We start from the raw sequence: 14433 nt of genomic DNA on the forward strand, positions 1-14433 counted from the left end.
GGGTCCTTGCATCGTTTGTCGTTCTTGACGGGCGTTCCGGTCGGGAAGCGCTCGCCCTTGCCGGTTCGGCCAGGGGGCGAACGGCAAGGGCTTCCTATGGACAACGGATGGAAGCCGCCGGCTGCAGGGATGCATGCGAGGGAGGAAACGGGGCTGTCCGCGCCTGGTTGCGGGCCGGACCTGCGCGGCAGCGGGCGCTCCGGACCCGGGCTGGTCCGGAGCGCCTTGCGGCCCGGGCTAGAACAGCGACAGCGGGTACTGGACGATCAGCCGGTTCTCGTCGTAGCTGTTGTTGCTGCCCCAGTCGGCGCGCCGGCTGGCGTTGCGCCATCTAACGGAGAGACTTTTCAACGTGCCGCTCTGCACCACGTAGGCCAACTCGCTCTCCCGCGCCCATTCCTCGCCGTCGCTGACCGTCGCGGTGTGCACGTTCTTGCCGCTGATGTAGCGGTTCATGAGGGTCAGTCCCGGCAGGCCGAGGGCGGCGAAGTTGTAGTCGTGGCGCAGCTGCCAGGATTCCTCGCGGGCGTTGTCGAAGGTGGTGGTGAAGCCGTCGTTGGGCAGCATGCCGCCGCTGGTGCCGTTGACCCGCATCCAGCGGTCGTCGCCGGTGAGGCGCTGGAAGGCGAAGGTGAAGGTGTTGGCGCCGGTCTTGAGGGCGAACAGGCCGGTCAGGGTCCGGTTGTCCAGATCGCCGGCCTCGGCTCGGCCGTCCTCCTCGCCGTCGAACAGGCCCACCCGCGAGGAGAGCGACCAGTCCTTGCCCAGCGGCTGGAGATGGCGGATCTCGAAGTAGCGCTGCTTGTAGATGTCCTCGAGCTGGCCGAACCAGGCGCCGACGGTGGTCCGGTTGTCGTTGAAGCTGTACTCGACGCCGCCGAAGTTGTAGCGGTCGGAGGTGGCGCCGGGCGTGCCGTTCATAGACATGTTCTCCATGCTGGAGTCGTTGCGCGGGCTGTTCTCGCGCATCTGGCCGGCATGGAGGGTCAGGTTTTTGATTTCCCTCACCGTCAGCATGCCGCCGCGAAAGGTCTGCGGCAGCAGGCGGCCGTCGTTGGAGTTGAGGATCGGCAGCACCGGGCTCCATTCGCCGACCTTCAGCTCGCTTTCGGAAAAGCGCAGCTTGCCGGCCACTGCCAGGCGGCCGAAGTCGTCGGCCGGTTTGCCGTCCTTGCCGACGGGGAGCAACTCGGTGCCACCGGTGCCCTTGCCGCCGTCGAGTTTTATTGCCCACAAGCCGAGCACATCGATGCCAAAGCCGACGGGCCCTTCGGTATAGCCCGACTTGAGATCGAGGATGAAACCCTGGGCCCATTCCTCGCGCTTGGCCTGGGTGGCGCGGTCGACCATGTTGCGCTGCATGTAGTAGTTGCGCAGGGTCAGGGTGCCCTTGGCGTCGTCGACGAAGGCCGCCTGGGCGCCCGTGCCGGCGAGCAGCAGAGCGCAGGCGAGGGCAGGGGACGGACGGAGCGGGAAGCGTTGGGTGCTGTTCTTCATTGTTGTTGTTACCGGTGAAGATTCGGTGGAAAAGGCGCAAAAAGGCCCCCCTCCGCGGTCGCGGATGCGTTGGGCGAAAGGGAGAAAGCCCGGCGACGGTGGCCGGGGCTGGCAGATCAGGCGATCAAGGTTCCCGGCGATGTGCCGGGGAGACGGATGTGCGGCGGAATGCGGCGGCGAGCGCGGAGCGAAGTGGTCATGCGGGTTTCCCGTTCGTTGTTGTTTTAGGGAATCCGGGGGCTTGTGCCCCCAGTCGAGCCGGAAGGATCAGAGCGCCTCGCGGCTCGGCTGGCCGTCGACCAGGCGCAGGATGCCCAGCGGGTTGGCGTTCTGCAGCGCCTCCGGCAGCAGTGCGTCCGGGTAGTTCTGGTAGCACACCGGGCGCAGGAAGCGGTCGATCGCCAGGCTGCCCACCGAGGTGCCGCGGGCGTCCGAGGTGGCCGGGTAGGGGCCGCCGTGGACCATGGCGTCACAGACCTCCACCCCGGTCGGGTAGCCGTTGAGCAGCAGGCGCCCGGCCTTCTGCTCCAGCACCGGCACCAGCGCGGCGAAGGCGGTGAGATCCGCCGGCTCGGCGATCAGGGTGGCGGTGAGCTGGCCGTGCAGGCCGTGCAGGGCGCGGACCAGCTCGGCCGGTTCGGCCACCTCGACGACCACGGTGGTCGGGCCGAAGACCTCTTCCTGGAGCAGCTCGTCGCCTTCCAGCAGCAGGGCGACGTCGGCCTGGAACAGCTGCGGCCGGGCCTGGTTGCCTTCCTGCGGCTGGCCGGCCAGGTGCCTGACCTGGGGATGGGCGTGCAGGGCGGCGAGGCCCTTCTCGTAGCTCTTCAGGGTGCCGGGGTTGAGCATGGTCTGCGGGCCCTGGTCGGCCATGGCGGCGGCGAAGGCGGCCAGGAAGGCGGAGAACTCCGCCGAGCGCAGGCCGACGATCAGCCCCGGGTTGGTGCAGAACTGCCCGCAGCCCATGGTCACCGAGGCGGTCAGCTCCCTGGCGATCTGCTCGCCGCGCTGCTTGAGCGCCGCGGGCAGGAGCAGCACCGGGTTGATGCTGGACATCTCGGCGAACACCGGGATCGGCTGCGGCCGGGCCGCGGCCATGTCGCAGAGGGCGCGGCCGCCCTTGAGCGAGCCGGTGAAGCCGACCGCCTGGATCGCCGGGTGCTTGACCAGCGCCTCGCCGACGCCGTTGCCGTAGATCATGTTGAACACCCCGGCGGGCATGCCGGTCTTTTCGGCGGCGCGGACGATGGCGTCGGCCACGCCCTCGGCGGTGGCCATGTGGCCGCTGTGCGCCTTGAACACCACCGGGCAGCCGGCGGCCAGGGCGGCGGCGGTGTCGCCGCCGGCGGTGGAGAAGGCCAGCGGGAAGTTGCTGGCGCCGAACACCGCGACCGGGCCGACGCCGATGCGGCACTGGCGCAGGTCGACGCGCGGCAGCGGCTGGCGCTCGGGCAGGGCGCGGTCGATGCGCGCGCCGTGAAAGTCGCCGCGGCGCAGGACCTGGGCGAACAGGCGCATCTGGTTGCAGGTACGGCCGCGCTCGCCCTGGATGCGCGCGGCGGGCAGGGCGGTCTCGCGGCAGACGATGGCGACGAAGTCGTCGCCCAGGGCGTCGATCTCGGCGGCGATGGCCTCGAGGAACTCGGCACGGCGGGCGGCGGGCAGGGCACGGAAGGCCGGGTAGGCGGCGGCGGCGGCCTCGGCGGCGGCGTTCACTTCTTCAGGCGTGGCCTGGTAAAAGTCATAGGATAACTTTTCGCCCGTGGCCGCATCGATGCTGTGGACGACGACGTCGCCCTGGCTGCTGCGGGTGCCTGCGATGTAGTTCTTGCCTTCGATCCGCATTGATTCAACTCCTCTAACCGTAAGGGTTTGGCGGTTATTGACGGGCTGCCTGGGCAGTTTCCCGGCTGGGGCGTCAGGGGGTGTGCAGGGCAACTGTACAACGTCGGAAGTTGAATGTCATCGTATGACTTGCCGATTGTTGCGCCTGCACGGCAGGGAAGAATCACAGCCGTCCGATGTCACCGGGCGGCGGCAGGGCGTCTGCGACCGGGGCGATGCCGTTGGTCAGCGGCTCGCCGAACTCGGCGATGCCGATCTCGAAGCGGTCGCCCGGTCGCGTTCGCACGCCGTCGGCGAAGGACAGGGTGGCGGTGCCGAAGAAGTGCACGTGCACGTCGCCCGGACGGAGGAACTGGGCGTACTTGAAGTGGTGGTACTCCAGGTTCTCCAGGCTGTGACACATGTTGTCCTCGCCGGAGAGGAACTCCTGCTCCCAGAGCACCTCGCCGCCGCGGCGGATGCGGCTGAAGCCGGCCAGGTGGCGCGGCAGCCCGCCCAGGCGCAGCTCCGGGCCGAAGCTGCAGCAGCGCAGCTTGGAATGCGCCAGATACAGGTAATTCCGGCGCTCCATGACGTGGTCGGAGAACTCGTTGCCGAGGGCGAAACCCAGGCGGTACGGCCTGCCGTCCGCGCCGATCACGTAGAGGCCGGCCAGCTCCGGTTCCTCGCCGGCATCTTCGGCGAACGGCGGCAGCGGCAGGTCCGCGCCGGGTCGTACGACGATGCCACCGTCGCCCTTGTAGAACCACTCCGGCTGCGCGCCCGCCTGGCCGGCGGCGGGTTTGCCGCCCTCCAGGCCCCAGCGGAACATGCGCATGGTGTCGGTCATGCCGGCTTCGACCTCGCCGTCATGCTGGTGCATCTTGTCGCGTGCCGAGGCGCTGCCCAGGTGGGTCAGGCCGGTGCCGCTGACCAGGCAGTGGGCCGGGTCCGGATGGTCCAGCGGGGGCAGCACGCGCCGCTCGGCGAGCAGTTGGGCATAGTCGTGAGCCTCGCCCAGACCCAGGCTCTCGATGTATCCGGCCAGGCTCTGGCCGGCGGCGATGGCCGCCAGGGCCAGTTCGCGGCTGCTCGCCGCATCCTGCACTTCGCGGACCAAGCCGCCGTCCACCAGGCCGACGCGACGCGCGCCGCCGGCCACTTCGAATTGAATCAAGCGCATTTTCGAATCCTCGTCTTGTGAGTGGCGGGCGCGTCAGACGCCGCCCAGGTGGGCCGGCTGCTGCGCCTGCCGGCGCTCGAGGCGCTGGTAGACGATGCCGGTCAGCAGCAGGCCGAAGCAGAGCACGGCGGACAGGAAGTACAGGCCCGAGGCCAGGTTGCCGGTGTATTCCTTGAGCGCGCCGATGGCGAACGGGCCCAAGTAGCCGCCCAGGTTGCCGAAGGAGTTGATCAGGGCGATGCCGGCCGCCGCGCTGGCGCCGCTGAAGAAGCGTCCGGGCAGGGTCCAGAACACTGCGGTGATGGAGTAGAGGCTGAAGGCGACCAGCGACAGCGCGGCCAGCTGCAGCACCGGCGCGCCCAGCCAGGCGCTGAAGAACATGGCGCAGGCGCCAAGGGCATGCAGCGCCGCCAGGTGCCCGTAGCGGTCGTTCAGGCGGTCCGAGCTGCGCGGCACGATCAGCAGGCCGAGGATGCCGAAGGCATAGGGCACCGCCGAGATGAAGCCGGTGGCCAGGGTGCTGCCGCCGAACTGGTGGACGATGGTCGGCAGCCACAGGCCGAGGCCGTAGATGCTCAGGGTCACCGGCAGGAAGAACAGCGCCAGCAGCAGCACGCGCCTGTCCTTGAGGGCATGCAGCGGGTTCTCGTGGCGGGTCTGGCCGTACTCCTGGTGGTCCTTCTCCAGTTCGCCGAGCAGCCAGGCTTTCTGTTCGCTACTGAGCCAGTCCACCTGGTTCGGGCGGTCCGGGAGGATGCGCAGGGTCGGCCAGGCCAGCAGCACCGCCGGGGCGCCGATGGCGAGGAACAGCCACTGCCAGCCGTGCAGGCCGCTCAGCCCGTCGAGGCCCAGCAGCAGGCCGGACAGCGGGCCGGTGACCAGCATGGCGATCGGCTGGGAGAGGATGAACAGGCCGAGGACCTTGCCGCGATGGCGGACCGGGTACCACTGGGTGATGTAGTAGAGCACGCCGGGGAAGAAGCCGGCCTCGGCGGCGCCGAGCAGAAAGCGCATCACGTAGAAGCCGCTCGGGCTGTCGACCCAGGCCATGCCCATGGTCATCAGGCCCCAGGTGAACAGGATGCGGGCGAACCAGCGGCGCGCGCCGAAGCGGTCGAGCATCAGGTTGCTGGGGATCTCGAAGAGGAAATAGCCGATGAAGAACAGGCCGGCGCCCATGCCGTAAGCGGCGTCGCCGAGGCCGATGTCGGCGCCCATGTGCAGCTTGGCGAAGCCGACCGCGGAGCGGTCGATGTAGGCGATCAGGTAGAGCAGGATCAGGAAGGGGATCAGTTTGGTGGTGATCTGGCGGACAAGCCGCGTTTCGGGGCTCATGTGCTGCGGTCTCCAGTTGTTGTTGTAAGGACCGGGTGCAGGGCGGCGGGCCGCCCTCGCGATGCCAGCGGACTATATAGTAATACTATTTAGCGAAACAACCCTTCCATTTTGGCTTTTCAAGGGGTAATTTCGGTTCGCGTTGTTTTTATTAGTACTACTAAATCAAACAAGAGAGCCCTCCCATGTCCGACAAGCGTCCCCTCCGTTCCGCCGCCTGGTTCGGCAGTACCGACAAGAACGGCTTCATGTACCGCAGCTGGATGAAGAACCAGGGCATCCCGGACCACGAGTTCCAGGGCAAGCCGATCATCGGCATCTGCAACACCTGGTCGGAGCTGACCCCGTGCAACGCCCACTTCCGCAAGCTCGCCGAGCACGTGAAGAAGGGCGTGCTGGAGGCCGGCGGCTTCCCGGTCGAATTCCCGGTGTTCTCCAACGGCGAATCCAACCTGCGCCCCACGGCGATGCTGACCCGCAACCTGGCGAGCATGGACGTGGAGGAGGCGATCCGCGGCAACCCGGTGGACGCGGTGGTGCTGCTCACCGGCTGCGACAAGACCACCCCGGCCCTGCTGATGGGCGCGGCCAGCTGCGACGTGCCGGCCATCGTGGTGACCGGCGGGCCGATGCTCAACGGCAAGCACAAGGGCCGCGACATCGGCGCCGGCACCGTGGTCTGGCAGATGCACGAGGCCTACAAGGCCGGGCAGATCAGCCTTGACGAGTTCCTCTCCGCCGAGGCCGGCATGTCGCGCTCGGCCGGCACCTGCAACACCATGGGCACCGCCTCGACCATGGCCTGCATGGCCGAGGCGCTGGGCACCTCGCTGCCGCACAACGCGGCGATCCCGGCGGTGGACGCGCGCCGCTACGTGCTGGCGCACCTCTCCGGCATGCGCATCGTCGAGATGGTCGGGGAGGATCTGCGCCTGTCGAAGATCCTCACCCGCGAGGCCTTCGAGAACGCCATCCGGGTCAACGCGGCGATCGGCGGCTCGACCAACGCGGTGATCCACCTCAAGGCCATCGCCGGGCGCATCGGCGTGAGCCTCGAGCTGGACGACTGGACGCGCGTCGGCCGCGGCATGCCGACCCTGGTCGACCTGCAGCCGTCCGGGCGCTTTCTGATGGAGGAGTTCTACTACGCCGGCGGCCTGCCGGCAGTGATCCGGCGGATGGACGAGGGCGGCCTGTTGCCCAACCCCGGAGCGCTGACGGTGAACGGCAAGTCGCTGGGGGCGAACTGCGCACAGGCGCCGATCTACGGCGAGGACGAGGTGATCCGCCGGCTGGACAACCCGCTGCGCGAAGACGGCGGCATCTGCGTGCTGCGCGGCAACCTGGCGCCCAAGGGTGCGGTGCTCAAGCCGTCCGCCGCCACCCCGGCGCTGATGCAGCACCGCGGCCGCGCGGTGGTGTTCGAGAACTTCGACGACTACAAGGCGCGCATCGCTGACCCGGCGCTGGACGTCGACGAGAGCTGCATCCTGGTGCTGAAGAACGCCGGACCCAAGGGCTATCCGGGCATGGCCGAGGTGGGCAACATGGGCCTGCCGCCGAAGGTCCTGGCCAAGGGCATCACCGACATGGTGCGCATCTCCGACGCGCGGATGAGCGGCACCGCCTACGGCACCGTGGTCCTCCACGTGGCGCCGGAAGCGGCCGCCGGCGGCCCGCTGGCGGCGGTGCGCAACGGCGACATGATCGAGCTGGACTGCGCCGGCGGCCGTCTGCACCTGGACATTTCCGCCGAGGAGCTGGCCGCGCGCCTGGCCGACCTGGCGCCGCCGGCGCCGCTGCTCTGGGACGGCGGCTACCGGCGGCTGTACATCGACCACGTGCTGCAGGCCGACGAGGGCTGCGACTTCGACTTCCTGGTCGGCTGCCGCGGCGCGGAGGTGCCGCGCCACTCGCATTGAGGTGCCGGCGCGGACCCGGCTGTCGCCGGTCCGCGTCGCCCTGCTGGACTTCCCGCGGTCGGTGCTACTATGCGGGCCCCTCCGGAGCCGCCGCAGACCGATGGACTACCGCCAGCCCAAACCCCGCAAGAGCCAGCACGCGCGCATCGTGCACGAACTCGGCCGCCTGATCGTCTCCGGCCGCCTCAAGCCCGAGGACAAGCTGCCCGCCGAGGCGCAGCTCTGCGAGGACTACGACGTCAGCCGCACGGTGCTGCGCGAGGCGACCCGGGTGCTGGTGGCCAAGGGCCTGGTCTACTCCAGGCCGCGGGTCGGCAGCGTGGTGCGGGCGCGCCGCGACTGGCACCTGCTCGACCCGGACGTGCTGCACTGGCTGATGCAGAGCAGCCCGCAGAGCGAGTTCTTCGACAAGCTGTCCAGCGTGCGCTGCATCATCGAGCCGGCTGCGGCCGCGCTGGCCGCGGTCAACGCCACCGCCGAGGACCTCGAAGCCATCGCCGAGGCCTACGTCCGCATGGAGGCGGCCAAGGACCCGGAAAGCTTCCTGGAGCCCGACCTGGATTTTCACAGCCGCATCGCCGAAGCCACCCACAACGAGCTGCTGGCGCACCTGTGCAACATGTTCTCGCTGGCCCTGCGCGAATCGATGCGCCACTCCAACCAGCGCCCCAACCTCCATGAGCTGGCCCTGCCGCGGCACAAGGCGATCCTCACCGCCATCCAGAACCATGACACCCTGGGCGCGCGGCATGCCTCGCTGGTCCAGCTGGAAGACGCGCGCGCCGCGCTGAGCGCGGTGCTGGGCGAGGATTTTCCGCTGTAACGTCCGTCACGCCCGGGGCCGCTCCTCCCCGGGCCTTGCCGGCGCCTCGGCCGCGACCCGCTCGATGGCCGCGGCCACCTGTCCCGGGGCGGCGTAGTGGAGCATGTGCCCGGCCTCCGGAATCAGCTGCAGATGGCTGCCCGGGAGCTGCTCGTGGAGCCACCGGGCATGCCGCTCGTGCTGCACCACCAGGTCGCCGGTGCCGGCCATGATCATGACCGGCAGGCGCAGCTCCCGGTAGCGCTCGCGCATCTTCATCACGGCCGGAATCAGGGTCACGGCATCCTGGGATTCGGCGCGGATCTGCAGCGGACGGAGGGGGAACTGCTGGGGAAACTGGCGCTTGAAGCGCTCCGGAACGGGCAGCGGGGCGAACATGACCCTGACGTTCAGCGCCAGCAGGGGGCCGTTGAGGAGCGGCGCCAGGGTATGGCGCAGGGCGCCGCCGATGAGGGGAATCGCCGGCGGGGCCGCGGCCAGCACGTCGAGGCGGGCGGTCGCCGCGTAGTAGCCGCCGAGCAGCACCAGGCCGGCCACGCTGTCCGGGTGGTTCAGCGCCATCTTCAGCGCGACCAGCGTGCCCCAGGAGTGCCCGACGACCACCGGGCGCTCGACGCCGAGCTGCAGGAGCGCCCGCTGCAGCAGCTCGGCCTGCCGGGTCGCGGTCCACAGGGTGCCGAGCGGGCGGTCGCTGTAGCCGTAGCCGGGGCGGTCGAAGGCGAGCACCCGGTGGGTCCTGGCCGCCCGCTCGAGCACCCCGCTCAGGACGTAGTCCTCGGCGCCCACGACGTTGCCGTGCAGCAGCACGACCGGCGAGCCCTGGCCCTGGTCGAGGTAGTGCAGGCGCACCCCGTCCACCGTGATGAACTGCCCGCTCGGCGGGTGCTCGCGTTCGGCCCGGCGGGTCTGGTAGCGGTTGTAGAGGGCCATGGCCGCCAGGGCCGTGACGAGGAGCAGGGCCTGGAGCGTGGTGGGGTCGAGCGGGTCTGCGTTCATGGAGGTCTCCCGGGGGCCGGTTGTGGCACCTGACGCACTGCGCCGAGGGGGTCGCGCTTCTCTCAGCTTATGGCGTGTGCGGGGAATCCGCCCGGAACAGCGGAATGATGGCGGCGCGGCCGTCGAGGATCGGGCGGAGCAGGATCCTGTAGCTGTCGGCGTCGAAGGGGCGCGGCTGCCAGGCGGGTGCCCGGCGGGCTTCCGCCAGGCTGGCGCAGGTGCCGAGGAAGTGCCAGCGATCGACCACATGGTAGTCCTCGAGCTCCCCGCTCCGCTCATGCAGGGCGACCGGCCCCGGATAGGGCCAGGCGGCGATCGCCTGTCCGGCCAGGGCGCCGAGCAGGCGGGCGGCGTGTTCCTCGCGGCTTTCGCGCCCAATGCAGGCGCCGCGGCACTTGCCGATCTGCGCGCGGAAGCAGGCGCGCCCGGGGTGGGGTCTTTCGAGGCCCAGCAGGGCATGGCAGAGCTGCTGCTGGTCGGCGATGGCCAGGAGCCGTTTGCCGGCCGCGCGCCGGCTGGCGAAGAGTCCGTAGAGGGTCTGTCCCGGGCCTGGCGAGAGCGCTTCGACGATCTCCGGCCGGCCGTCCGCAAGGCGGATCGAGCAGAGCGTGCGCTGGCGGCGCAGGCGCTTGTTGTAGAGCGGCTGCCGCTCCTTGATCAGGCGCGACTCGAGGAGCAGGGCGCCGATTTCGCCGGCCGTGCGGATGTGCTCGATGCGCCGGGTCTGGCGCAGCAGGCGGGCTTCCTCGGCGCTGCGCAGATGGGCGAGCAGGCGCGCGCGAATGTCCACGCTCTTGCCGATGTAGAGCGGCAGGCTGTCGTCGTCGCCGTGGAACAGGTAGACGCCGGGCGCCTTCGGCGCCGTGGCGATCTGCTCGCGCAGATGCTCGGGATAGCGGTAGGTGGCGGCGGGGCGCAGGGCGCGTCGGGTCGGGAGCATGCTGCGTCCGCGGGCCGTCAGGGCCGGGAGGAGCGCGGGCCTGCAGGCATGCCGTCGCTGTCTATACGCACTCGAAGTAGTCGAAGCCGAAGCGCTTCTGGAACATGTCCCGCGCCAGCTGGCGCACCCCCGGGGTGGTCGCCGGATTTTCCAGGAGGTCGATGCATAGCCGGTCCATGTAGGCGACGCAGTCGCGGATGCGTCGTTTCCGGCGGACGCGTTCCAGGTCGACGATGTTGCTCATCGTTCGGCCACCTCCGGCGGGAAGTGGAGCAGCTTCTCCAACTGCCCGCGGCAGTGCCCGTGGGCCGGCAGCACCCGGTACACATGGAGCAGTTCGCCGCTGATGGTGCGCAGCACGACATAGCTGTTGCCGTCAAACTCCCGGACGGTGCTCCGGGTCATGCTCGGCATGTGCATGAGTTCTACCCTCGCGTAGTGGACGCGGCGCGCGCGTCGGATCAAGGCGGTGGCTTCCCTGGCTGATTGTCCCGCCCCCTCGATGGGGGATCGATCTTCGTCGGCTAACGTTAGGGCCCTAACCTGTAGCTTGTAAACGGGGATTGGACGAATGGACGAGACGGCGCCAGCGAGGCGGTTTTTTACGAAAAAATACTTTTTTAATCATTGCCTTACGATATGGATGTGTGGCGCGGACTGGGCGCATCGCCGCTATGGCCGCGCTGGGTGGTAGTGAGGTCGGCACACAGATCCGACGCCGGTCGCGTTTCCCGCTGTTGTGCAGGCGTTGCTCGTCGGCTCGGCATCTCAGCGCCAGGTGGCGGATGTTGGGAAGGGGAGGCGTACCGCGGAACGGGACGAGGGGGAGGGTGGCGCCTGCTGCAGGCTGCCAGCCAGAAGCTCTTCTTCGCTGAAGAAGATGCCGCATTAGCCAGCCTCAGGTGCCGGATCCCGTAGCGTTATCGCTGGCCGATATCGACGGCCTTGCCGCCAGGCAGGGGGCTCTTGCCTGGTGAATCAGCCCTCGGCAGCAGCGTTACCACCTGCAGTGGTTTTTTGTCTTGAGCGCTACAGCAAAAATCTCGTCTGGGTAGTCTCGCTCCTTGAGACATCTCATCAGGGTGGTTCGGAATAGCTCGTTACTTCTGGCGGGATTCCAGGCCAGTGAGGACATGCCGATTCTCGAACTGACGAGCTTCGAGCATTCCCGAACCTTCGACAGGTGCGGCTCCACGGTTATATTGGGTCCTTCGATTATCGCGTGGACAACAATTTTCTGGGGCCCGTAGCGGAACGTTGGCGAGCTGGTCCCTAATGGCCCGCTGCTTTTCCATTCGACCTTTCTGCAGGAAGCGAGATCGAAATGGCCCAACTCGAGTTCGACGGCGGTCGCTGAAAAAACCGTACTTGCCCAAAAGGCGGCTAATCCCAGTAAGAATGGCTGCTTGTTCATTTTTTTACCGCCCTCTCGCATGCGCCTGGTTTCAGGTTGTCGGCGGCGCGACGTTGTGTTTCGTATTCATTGCCCAGCTCGTCTTTGAGGCGATTGATTTCAAGCGAAAGAGAGGGGGAGTCCGATGTTGCTTGTCCTGTCCTGTTCCTTGCTCTTTCTTTCTGATCTTCGATTTCTTTCTGCAGGCTGATGATTTTCTTCGTCGTAAGTTCTACGTTGATTCTGCTTTCCACGAGAGCGATGCCGTTTTCCGCTTGGCACTTCAAGACCTCGACTTCCTGTTTCGTAGCAAAATAGTCACGGACAAAGAAAATGCCCGCGATTAAGCTGGCGATCAACAAGATCATTTCCTTGTATTGTTTTGCGATTTCAAAGAACTGGTTCATGTTCGACAAGTCCGGATAAGTTGTAGGGAAGTGCAAAAAGTGGTGATGCCATCCTTTTCGGATGCCCCTTTTTCGCGATGATGCAGCCGGTGGCCGATGATGGCTGGCGGATGCTGATGTCGGGTTTGGCAGTACGGCCGGCATGCCCGTATCTCGGGTCATTTGGGTGCGATCGCGTTCACCCGCTTCCATCGGTCGATCGTGCGCAGAGTGCCGAGGCCGAGCATTCCGAAGATCAGTTCGAACAGCACGTCGTCGAGCGAGGGCAGTGGCGGGACATTCCCGACGCCGGCCACGGTCAGCAGCCATGGCAGCAGCGGCCGGGCCAGGAACTCATAGGACAGGCCTGCCACGCAGACGTAGCCGGCGAGTGGCCGCCACCCGGCCTGGAAGCCGGCCTGGCTGGCCGCTTCGACTTCATTGATCTTCGCTTGGGCAAGGTTGACCTGCAGGGCCGCATCCACTTCCTTGAAGGCGCCGTCCTGGTGGAGCCTGAGCAGTTCGAACTGGGCCCTGGCTCTGGCTTCGGGATCGGAGATCACCATGTCGAGCAGGTCTCTGATGGTCGGCAACAGTGCCGTGGCGACGGAAAGCAGGCTCATGTCTCCACCTCGCGTACGGCTTCCAGCGCCAGGGCGTACAACTGGTCCCAGGTGCCGCGACGAGGTTTTCCCGGGCGCCAGGTTCGCAGGTACAACTCCCACGCGGCGCCGACCTCGCCAACAGCCGGCAGTGGGGCCGGATCGGTCCAGAGCAGCAGACGGGCAAAGGCGGCAGCGAGCACGTCGTCATGTTCAAGGGCGGCATGGACGGCGGCGCCTATTGGTTTGACGCCACGCGCCTCGCAGATCTGCAGGGCATGGTCGCGGCTCGCCGGACAGCGCAGGACGCCGCGCACGCCGTCCTGCTCGAACATCCAGTAGCCACGGGCGGGGCCGCCGATCTGCTGGCGGTGGCGGAGCGCCGACTCCTGCAGGCCGATGGAGAGGAGCAGGATTTCGGCAGCGGGGCTGGTCATCTTTGCAGGCAGCAGGGCCAGCGCCGGGGCAATGGCCCGTTGGCGGGCTTCAGACAAGCGCATGGGAGGTCTCCTGAGGAAAGGATCGTGGCATGCGGAGAGGGAAAACTTGTCGCGAGCAAACACCCTGCTCATGGATAGGCAAGGGGCGATTGCCGTTCTCCAGCATGTTCTTGTACGGCGGATACAAGTGGTGGACGAAAAGACTGTAGAAGGGGCGAGGCATTATCGAATGAAAAGCCCGCATAAGGCGGGCTTTTCATTTACTGCCGAACGCCGGAACGATCAGTAGTGCAGAAGTTCCAGGCTATGCCAGAGCGCCCGACTACCCGAGGTAGACAGCGTTGTCGCGGTCGGATCCTCCTGGTTATATACCCCGGCCTTGAAATAAAGCTTCTTGCTATCCCAAGTGCTGTCGAAACTAAGGTCGATCGAGCCGGTGTTCTGTCCAGATTGCACGCTGACTTTCACCGCGCGGGTCGAGGCAGCGTAAATGCTGTACGAGAACATGGCGTCCAGCGGGACGTTCTGCAGGATCACGTAGTTCACGGGGTCGACTTGATTGTATGTCTTGCGAAAGCCGACCCGAATCTTGCCGTTGTCGAAGAACAGTTTCAGCGGTGGCCGGTCATTGTCGACCACATGAATCTGGCCGATGACGGTCTTGCCGTTGCTCGGCAGGGACTTCATGGTCAGGGCCGAACGCAAATAGTGGTTCGGTTTGGAGGACAGCGTGAAGTTTCGCAACGTACGGGTATTGGGGGAGATCTCCCGGAATTCGGTGCGGGTCCTTTCGGTGCTCTGAGTGCTGGCTCCTAAAACCGGTGCCCACAATTCCAGATCTCCATTCTCCAGTGTCTTGAAGTATTCGTTCTCGGGAAACTCACCAGGCCAGTACGTCTTGGCTTCACCGTCTGCATCTGCCTCAGGAGTGGTCAGATTCACACGAGTCAGGTCAATAGTAGCCATTGCTTATTTCTCCTCTGTGTTATCAACCCAGCAGCAGTTCGATGGACTCGAACTTGTCTGCTTCGCAGCCCCAGCCAGTACGGTTTCGTACTGGAACTGGCGGTGCTCTTGGGCAGCACGCCCGTA

14 protein-coding genes are annotated in these 14433 nt (G+C 66.9%); 2 read left to right on the forward strand and 12 right to left on the reverse strand.

Annotation, left to right across the window (positions count from 1 at the left end; all coding sequences use genetic code 11):
* Nucleotides 1-237 precede the first annotated feature (237 nt).
* From ACG10_RS01575 to ACG10_RS01590, 4 genes are all read right to left on the reverse strand, one after another.
* Nucleotides 238-1497: an OprD family porin gene (locus ACG10_RS01575; protein ID WP_089166862.1), complete on the reverse strand. Its 1260-nt coding sequence runs from the start codon at nucleotides 1495-1497 to the stop codon at nucleotides 238-240.
* A gap of 267 nt (nucleotides 1498-1764) precedes the next feature.
* Entirely contained in the window at nucleotides 1765-3342 is a 1578-nt protein-coding gene (locus ACG10_RS01580) for an aldehyde dehydrogenase (NADP(+)) (RefSeq protein ID WP_089166863.1), read from the reverse strand.
* A gap of 163 nt (nucleotides 3343-3505) precedes the next feature.
* Nucleotides 3506-4504: an AraD1 family protein gene (araD1, locus tag ACG10_RS01585; RefSeq protein WP_089166864.1), complete on the reverse strand. Its 999-nt coding sequence runs from the start codon at nucleotides 4502-4504 to the stop codon at nucleotides 3506-3508.
* 33 nt (nucleotides 4505-4537) lie between these two features.
* Nucleotides 4538-5839, reverse strand: coding sequence for an MFS transporter (locus ACG10_RS01590; RefSeq protein ID WP_089166865.1), 1302 nt, complete (start codon nucleotides 5837-5839; stop codon nucleotides 4538-4540).
* A gap of 185 nt (nucleotides 5840-6024) precedes the next feature.
* On the opposite strand from ACG10_RS01590, the gene ACG10_RS01595 reads away from it, so the two are divergent.
* Nucleotides 6025-7761: an IlvD/Edd family dehydratase gene (locus ACG10_RS01595; protein ID WP_089166866.1), complete on the forward strand. Its 1737-nt coding sequence runs from the start codon at nucleotides 6025-6027 to the stop codon at nucleotides 7759-7761.
* Between the two features lie 100 nt (nucleotides 7762-7861).
* Nucleotides 7862-8584 carry a FadR/GntR family transcriptional regulator gene (locus tag ACG10_RS01600; RefSeq protein WP_089166867.1) on the forward strand — a complete coding sequence of 241 codons (723 nt, stop codon included), beginning with the start codon at nucleotides 7862-7864 and terminating at the stop codon, nucleotides 8582-8584.
* 6 nt (nucleotides 8585-8590) lie between these two features.
* Here the strand turns inward: ACG10_RS01600 and ACG10_RS01605 are convergent, their stop codons facing one another.
* The 8 genes from ACG10_RS01605 to ACG10_RS01640 form a co-directional block, all read right to left on the reverse strand.
* Nucleotides 8591-9580: an alpha/beta fold hydrolase gene (locus tag ACG10_RS01605; RefSeq protein WP_089166868.1), complete on the reverse strand. Its 990-nt coding sequence runs from the start codon at nucleotides 9578-9580 to the stop codon at nucleotides 8591-8593.
* Between the two features lie 67 nt (nucleotides 9581-9647).
* Nucleotides 9648-10520, reverse strand: a complete 873-nt coding sequence (gene cho, locus ACG10_RS01610) for an excinuclease Cho (protein ID WP_089166869.1) — start codon at nucleotides 10518-10520, stop codon at nucleotides 9648-9650.
* Between the two features lie 61 nt (nucleotides 10521-10581).
* Nucleotides 10582-10764 (reverse strand): hypothetical protein, encoded by a 183-nt coding sequence (locus ACG10_RS01615; RefSeq protein WP_052263841.1) that lies wholly within the window; start codon nucleotides 10762-10764, stop codon nucleotides 10582-10584.
* Nucleotides 10761-10940: a hypothetical protein gene (locus tag ACG10_RS01620; RefSeq protein WP_089166870.1), complete on the reverse strand. Its 180-nt coding sequence runs from the start codon at nucleotides 10938-10940 to the stop codon at nucleotides 10761-10763. The genes ACG10_RS01615 and ACG10_RS01620 overlap by 4 nt, the downstream gene beginning before the upstream one ends.
* A gap of 990 nt (nucleotides 10941-11930) precedes the next feature.
* Nucleotides 11931-12512, reverse strand: a complete 582-nt coding sequence (locus ACG10_RS01625; RefSeq protein WP_157731347.1) for a hypothetical protein — start codon at nucleotides 12510-12512, stop codon at nucleotides 11931-11933.
* Entirely contained in the window at nucleotides 12479-12922 is a 444-nt protein-coding gene (locus tag ACG10_RS01630) for a holin family protein (protein ID WP_089166872.1), read from the reverse strand. The genes ACG10_RS01625 and ACG10_RS01630 overlap by 34 nt, the downstream gene beginning before the upstream one ends.
* Entirely contained in the window at nucleotides 12919-13401 is a 483-nt protein-coding gene (locus ACG10_RS01635) for a hypothetical protein (protein WP_089166873.1), read from the reverse strand. The genes ACG10_RS01630 and ACG10_RS01635 overlap by 4 nt, the downstream gene beginning before the upstream one ends.
* Before the next feature lie 222 nt (nucleotides 13402-13623).
* Nucleotides 13624-14307 (reverse strand): polysaccharide lyase family 7 protein, encoded by a 684-nt coding sequence (locus tag ACG10_RS01640; protein ID WP_089166874.1) that lies wholly within the window; start codon nucleotides 14305-14307, stop codon nucleotides 13624-13626.
* Between the last annotated feature and the right edge of the window lie 126 nt (nucleotides 14308-14433).

This window comes from Azotobacter chroococcum (genome assembly GCF_002220155.1).
GTDB classification, from domain to species: domain Bacteria; phylum Pseudomonadota; class Gammaproteobacteria; order Pseudomonadales; family Pseudomonadaceae; genus Azotobacter; species Azotobacter chroococcum.

Coding starts and splice junctions, on each gene's coding strand:
- ACG10_RS01575 (WP_089166862.1), bottom strand. CDS start 1,497: ATGAAGAACAGCACCCAACGCTTCCCGCTCCGTCCGTCCCCTGCCCTC.
- ACG10_RS01580 (WP_089166863.1), bottom strand. CDS start 3,342: ATGCGGATCGAAGGCAAGAACTACATCGCAGGCACCCGCAGCAGCCAG.
- araD1 (WP_089166864.1), bottom strand. CDS start 4,504: ATGCGCTTGATTCAATTCGAAGTGGCCGGCGGCGCGCGTCGCGTCGGC.
- ACG10_RS01590 (WP_089166865.1), bottom strand. CDS start 5,839: ATGAGCCCCGAAACGCGGCTTGTCCGCCAGATCACCACCAAACTGATC.
- ACG10_RS01595 (WP_089166866.1), top strand. CDS start 6,025: ATGTCCGACAAGCGTCCCCTCCGTTCCGCCGCCTGGTTCGGCAGTACC.
- ACG10_RS01600 (WP_089166867.1), top strand. CDS start 7,862: ATGGACTACCGCCAGCCCAAACCCCGCAAGAGCCAGCACGCGCGCATC.
- ACG10_RS01605 (WP_089166868.1), bottom strand. CDS start 9,580: ATGAACGCAGACCCGCTCGACCCCACCACGCTCCAGGCCCTGCTCCTC.
- cho (WP_089166869.1), bottom strand. CDS start 10,520: ATGCTCCCGACCCGACGCGCCCTGCGCCCCGCCGCCACCTACCGCTAT.
- ACG10_RS01615 (WP_052263841.1), bottom strand. CDS start 10,764: ATGAGCAACATCGTCGACCTGGAACGCGTCCGCCGGAAACGACGCATC.
- ACG10_RS01620 (WP_089166870.1), bottom strand. CDS start 10,940: ATGCACATGCCGAGCATGACCCGGAGCACCGTCCGGGAGTTTGACGGC.
- ACG10_RS01625 (WP_157731347.1), bottom strand. CDS start 12,512: ATGGAAGCGGGTGAACGCGATCGCACCCAAATGACCCGAGATACGGGC.
- ACG10_RS01630 (WP_089166872.1), bottom strand. CDS start 12,922: ATGAGCCTGCTTTCCGTCGCCACGGCACTGTTGCCGACCATCAGAGAC.
- ACG10_RS01635 (WP_089166873.1), bottom strand. CDS start 13,401: ATGCGCTTGTCTGAAGCCCGCCAACGGGCCATTGCCCCGGCGCTGGCC.
- ACG10_RS01640 (WP_089166874.1), bottom strand. CDS start 14,307: ATGGCTACTATTGACCTGACTCGTGTGAATCTGACCACTCCTGAGGCA.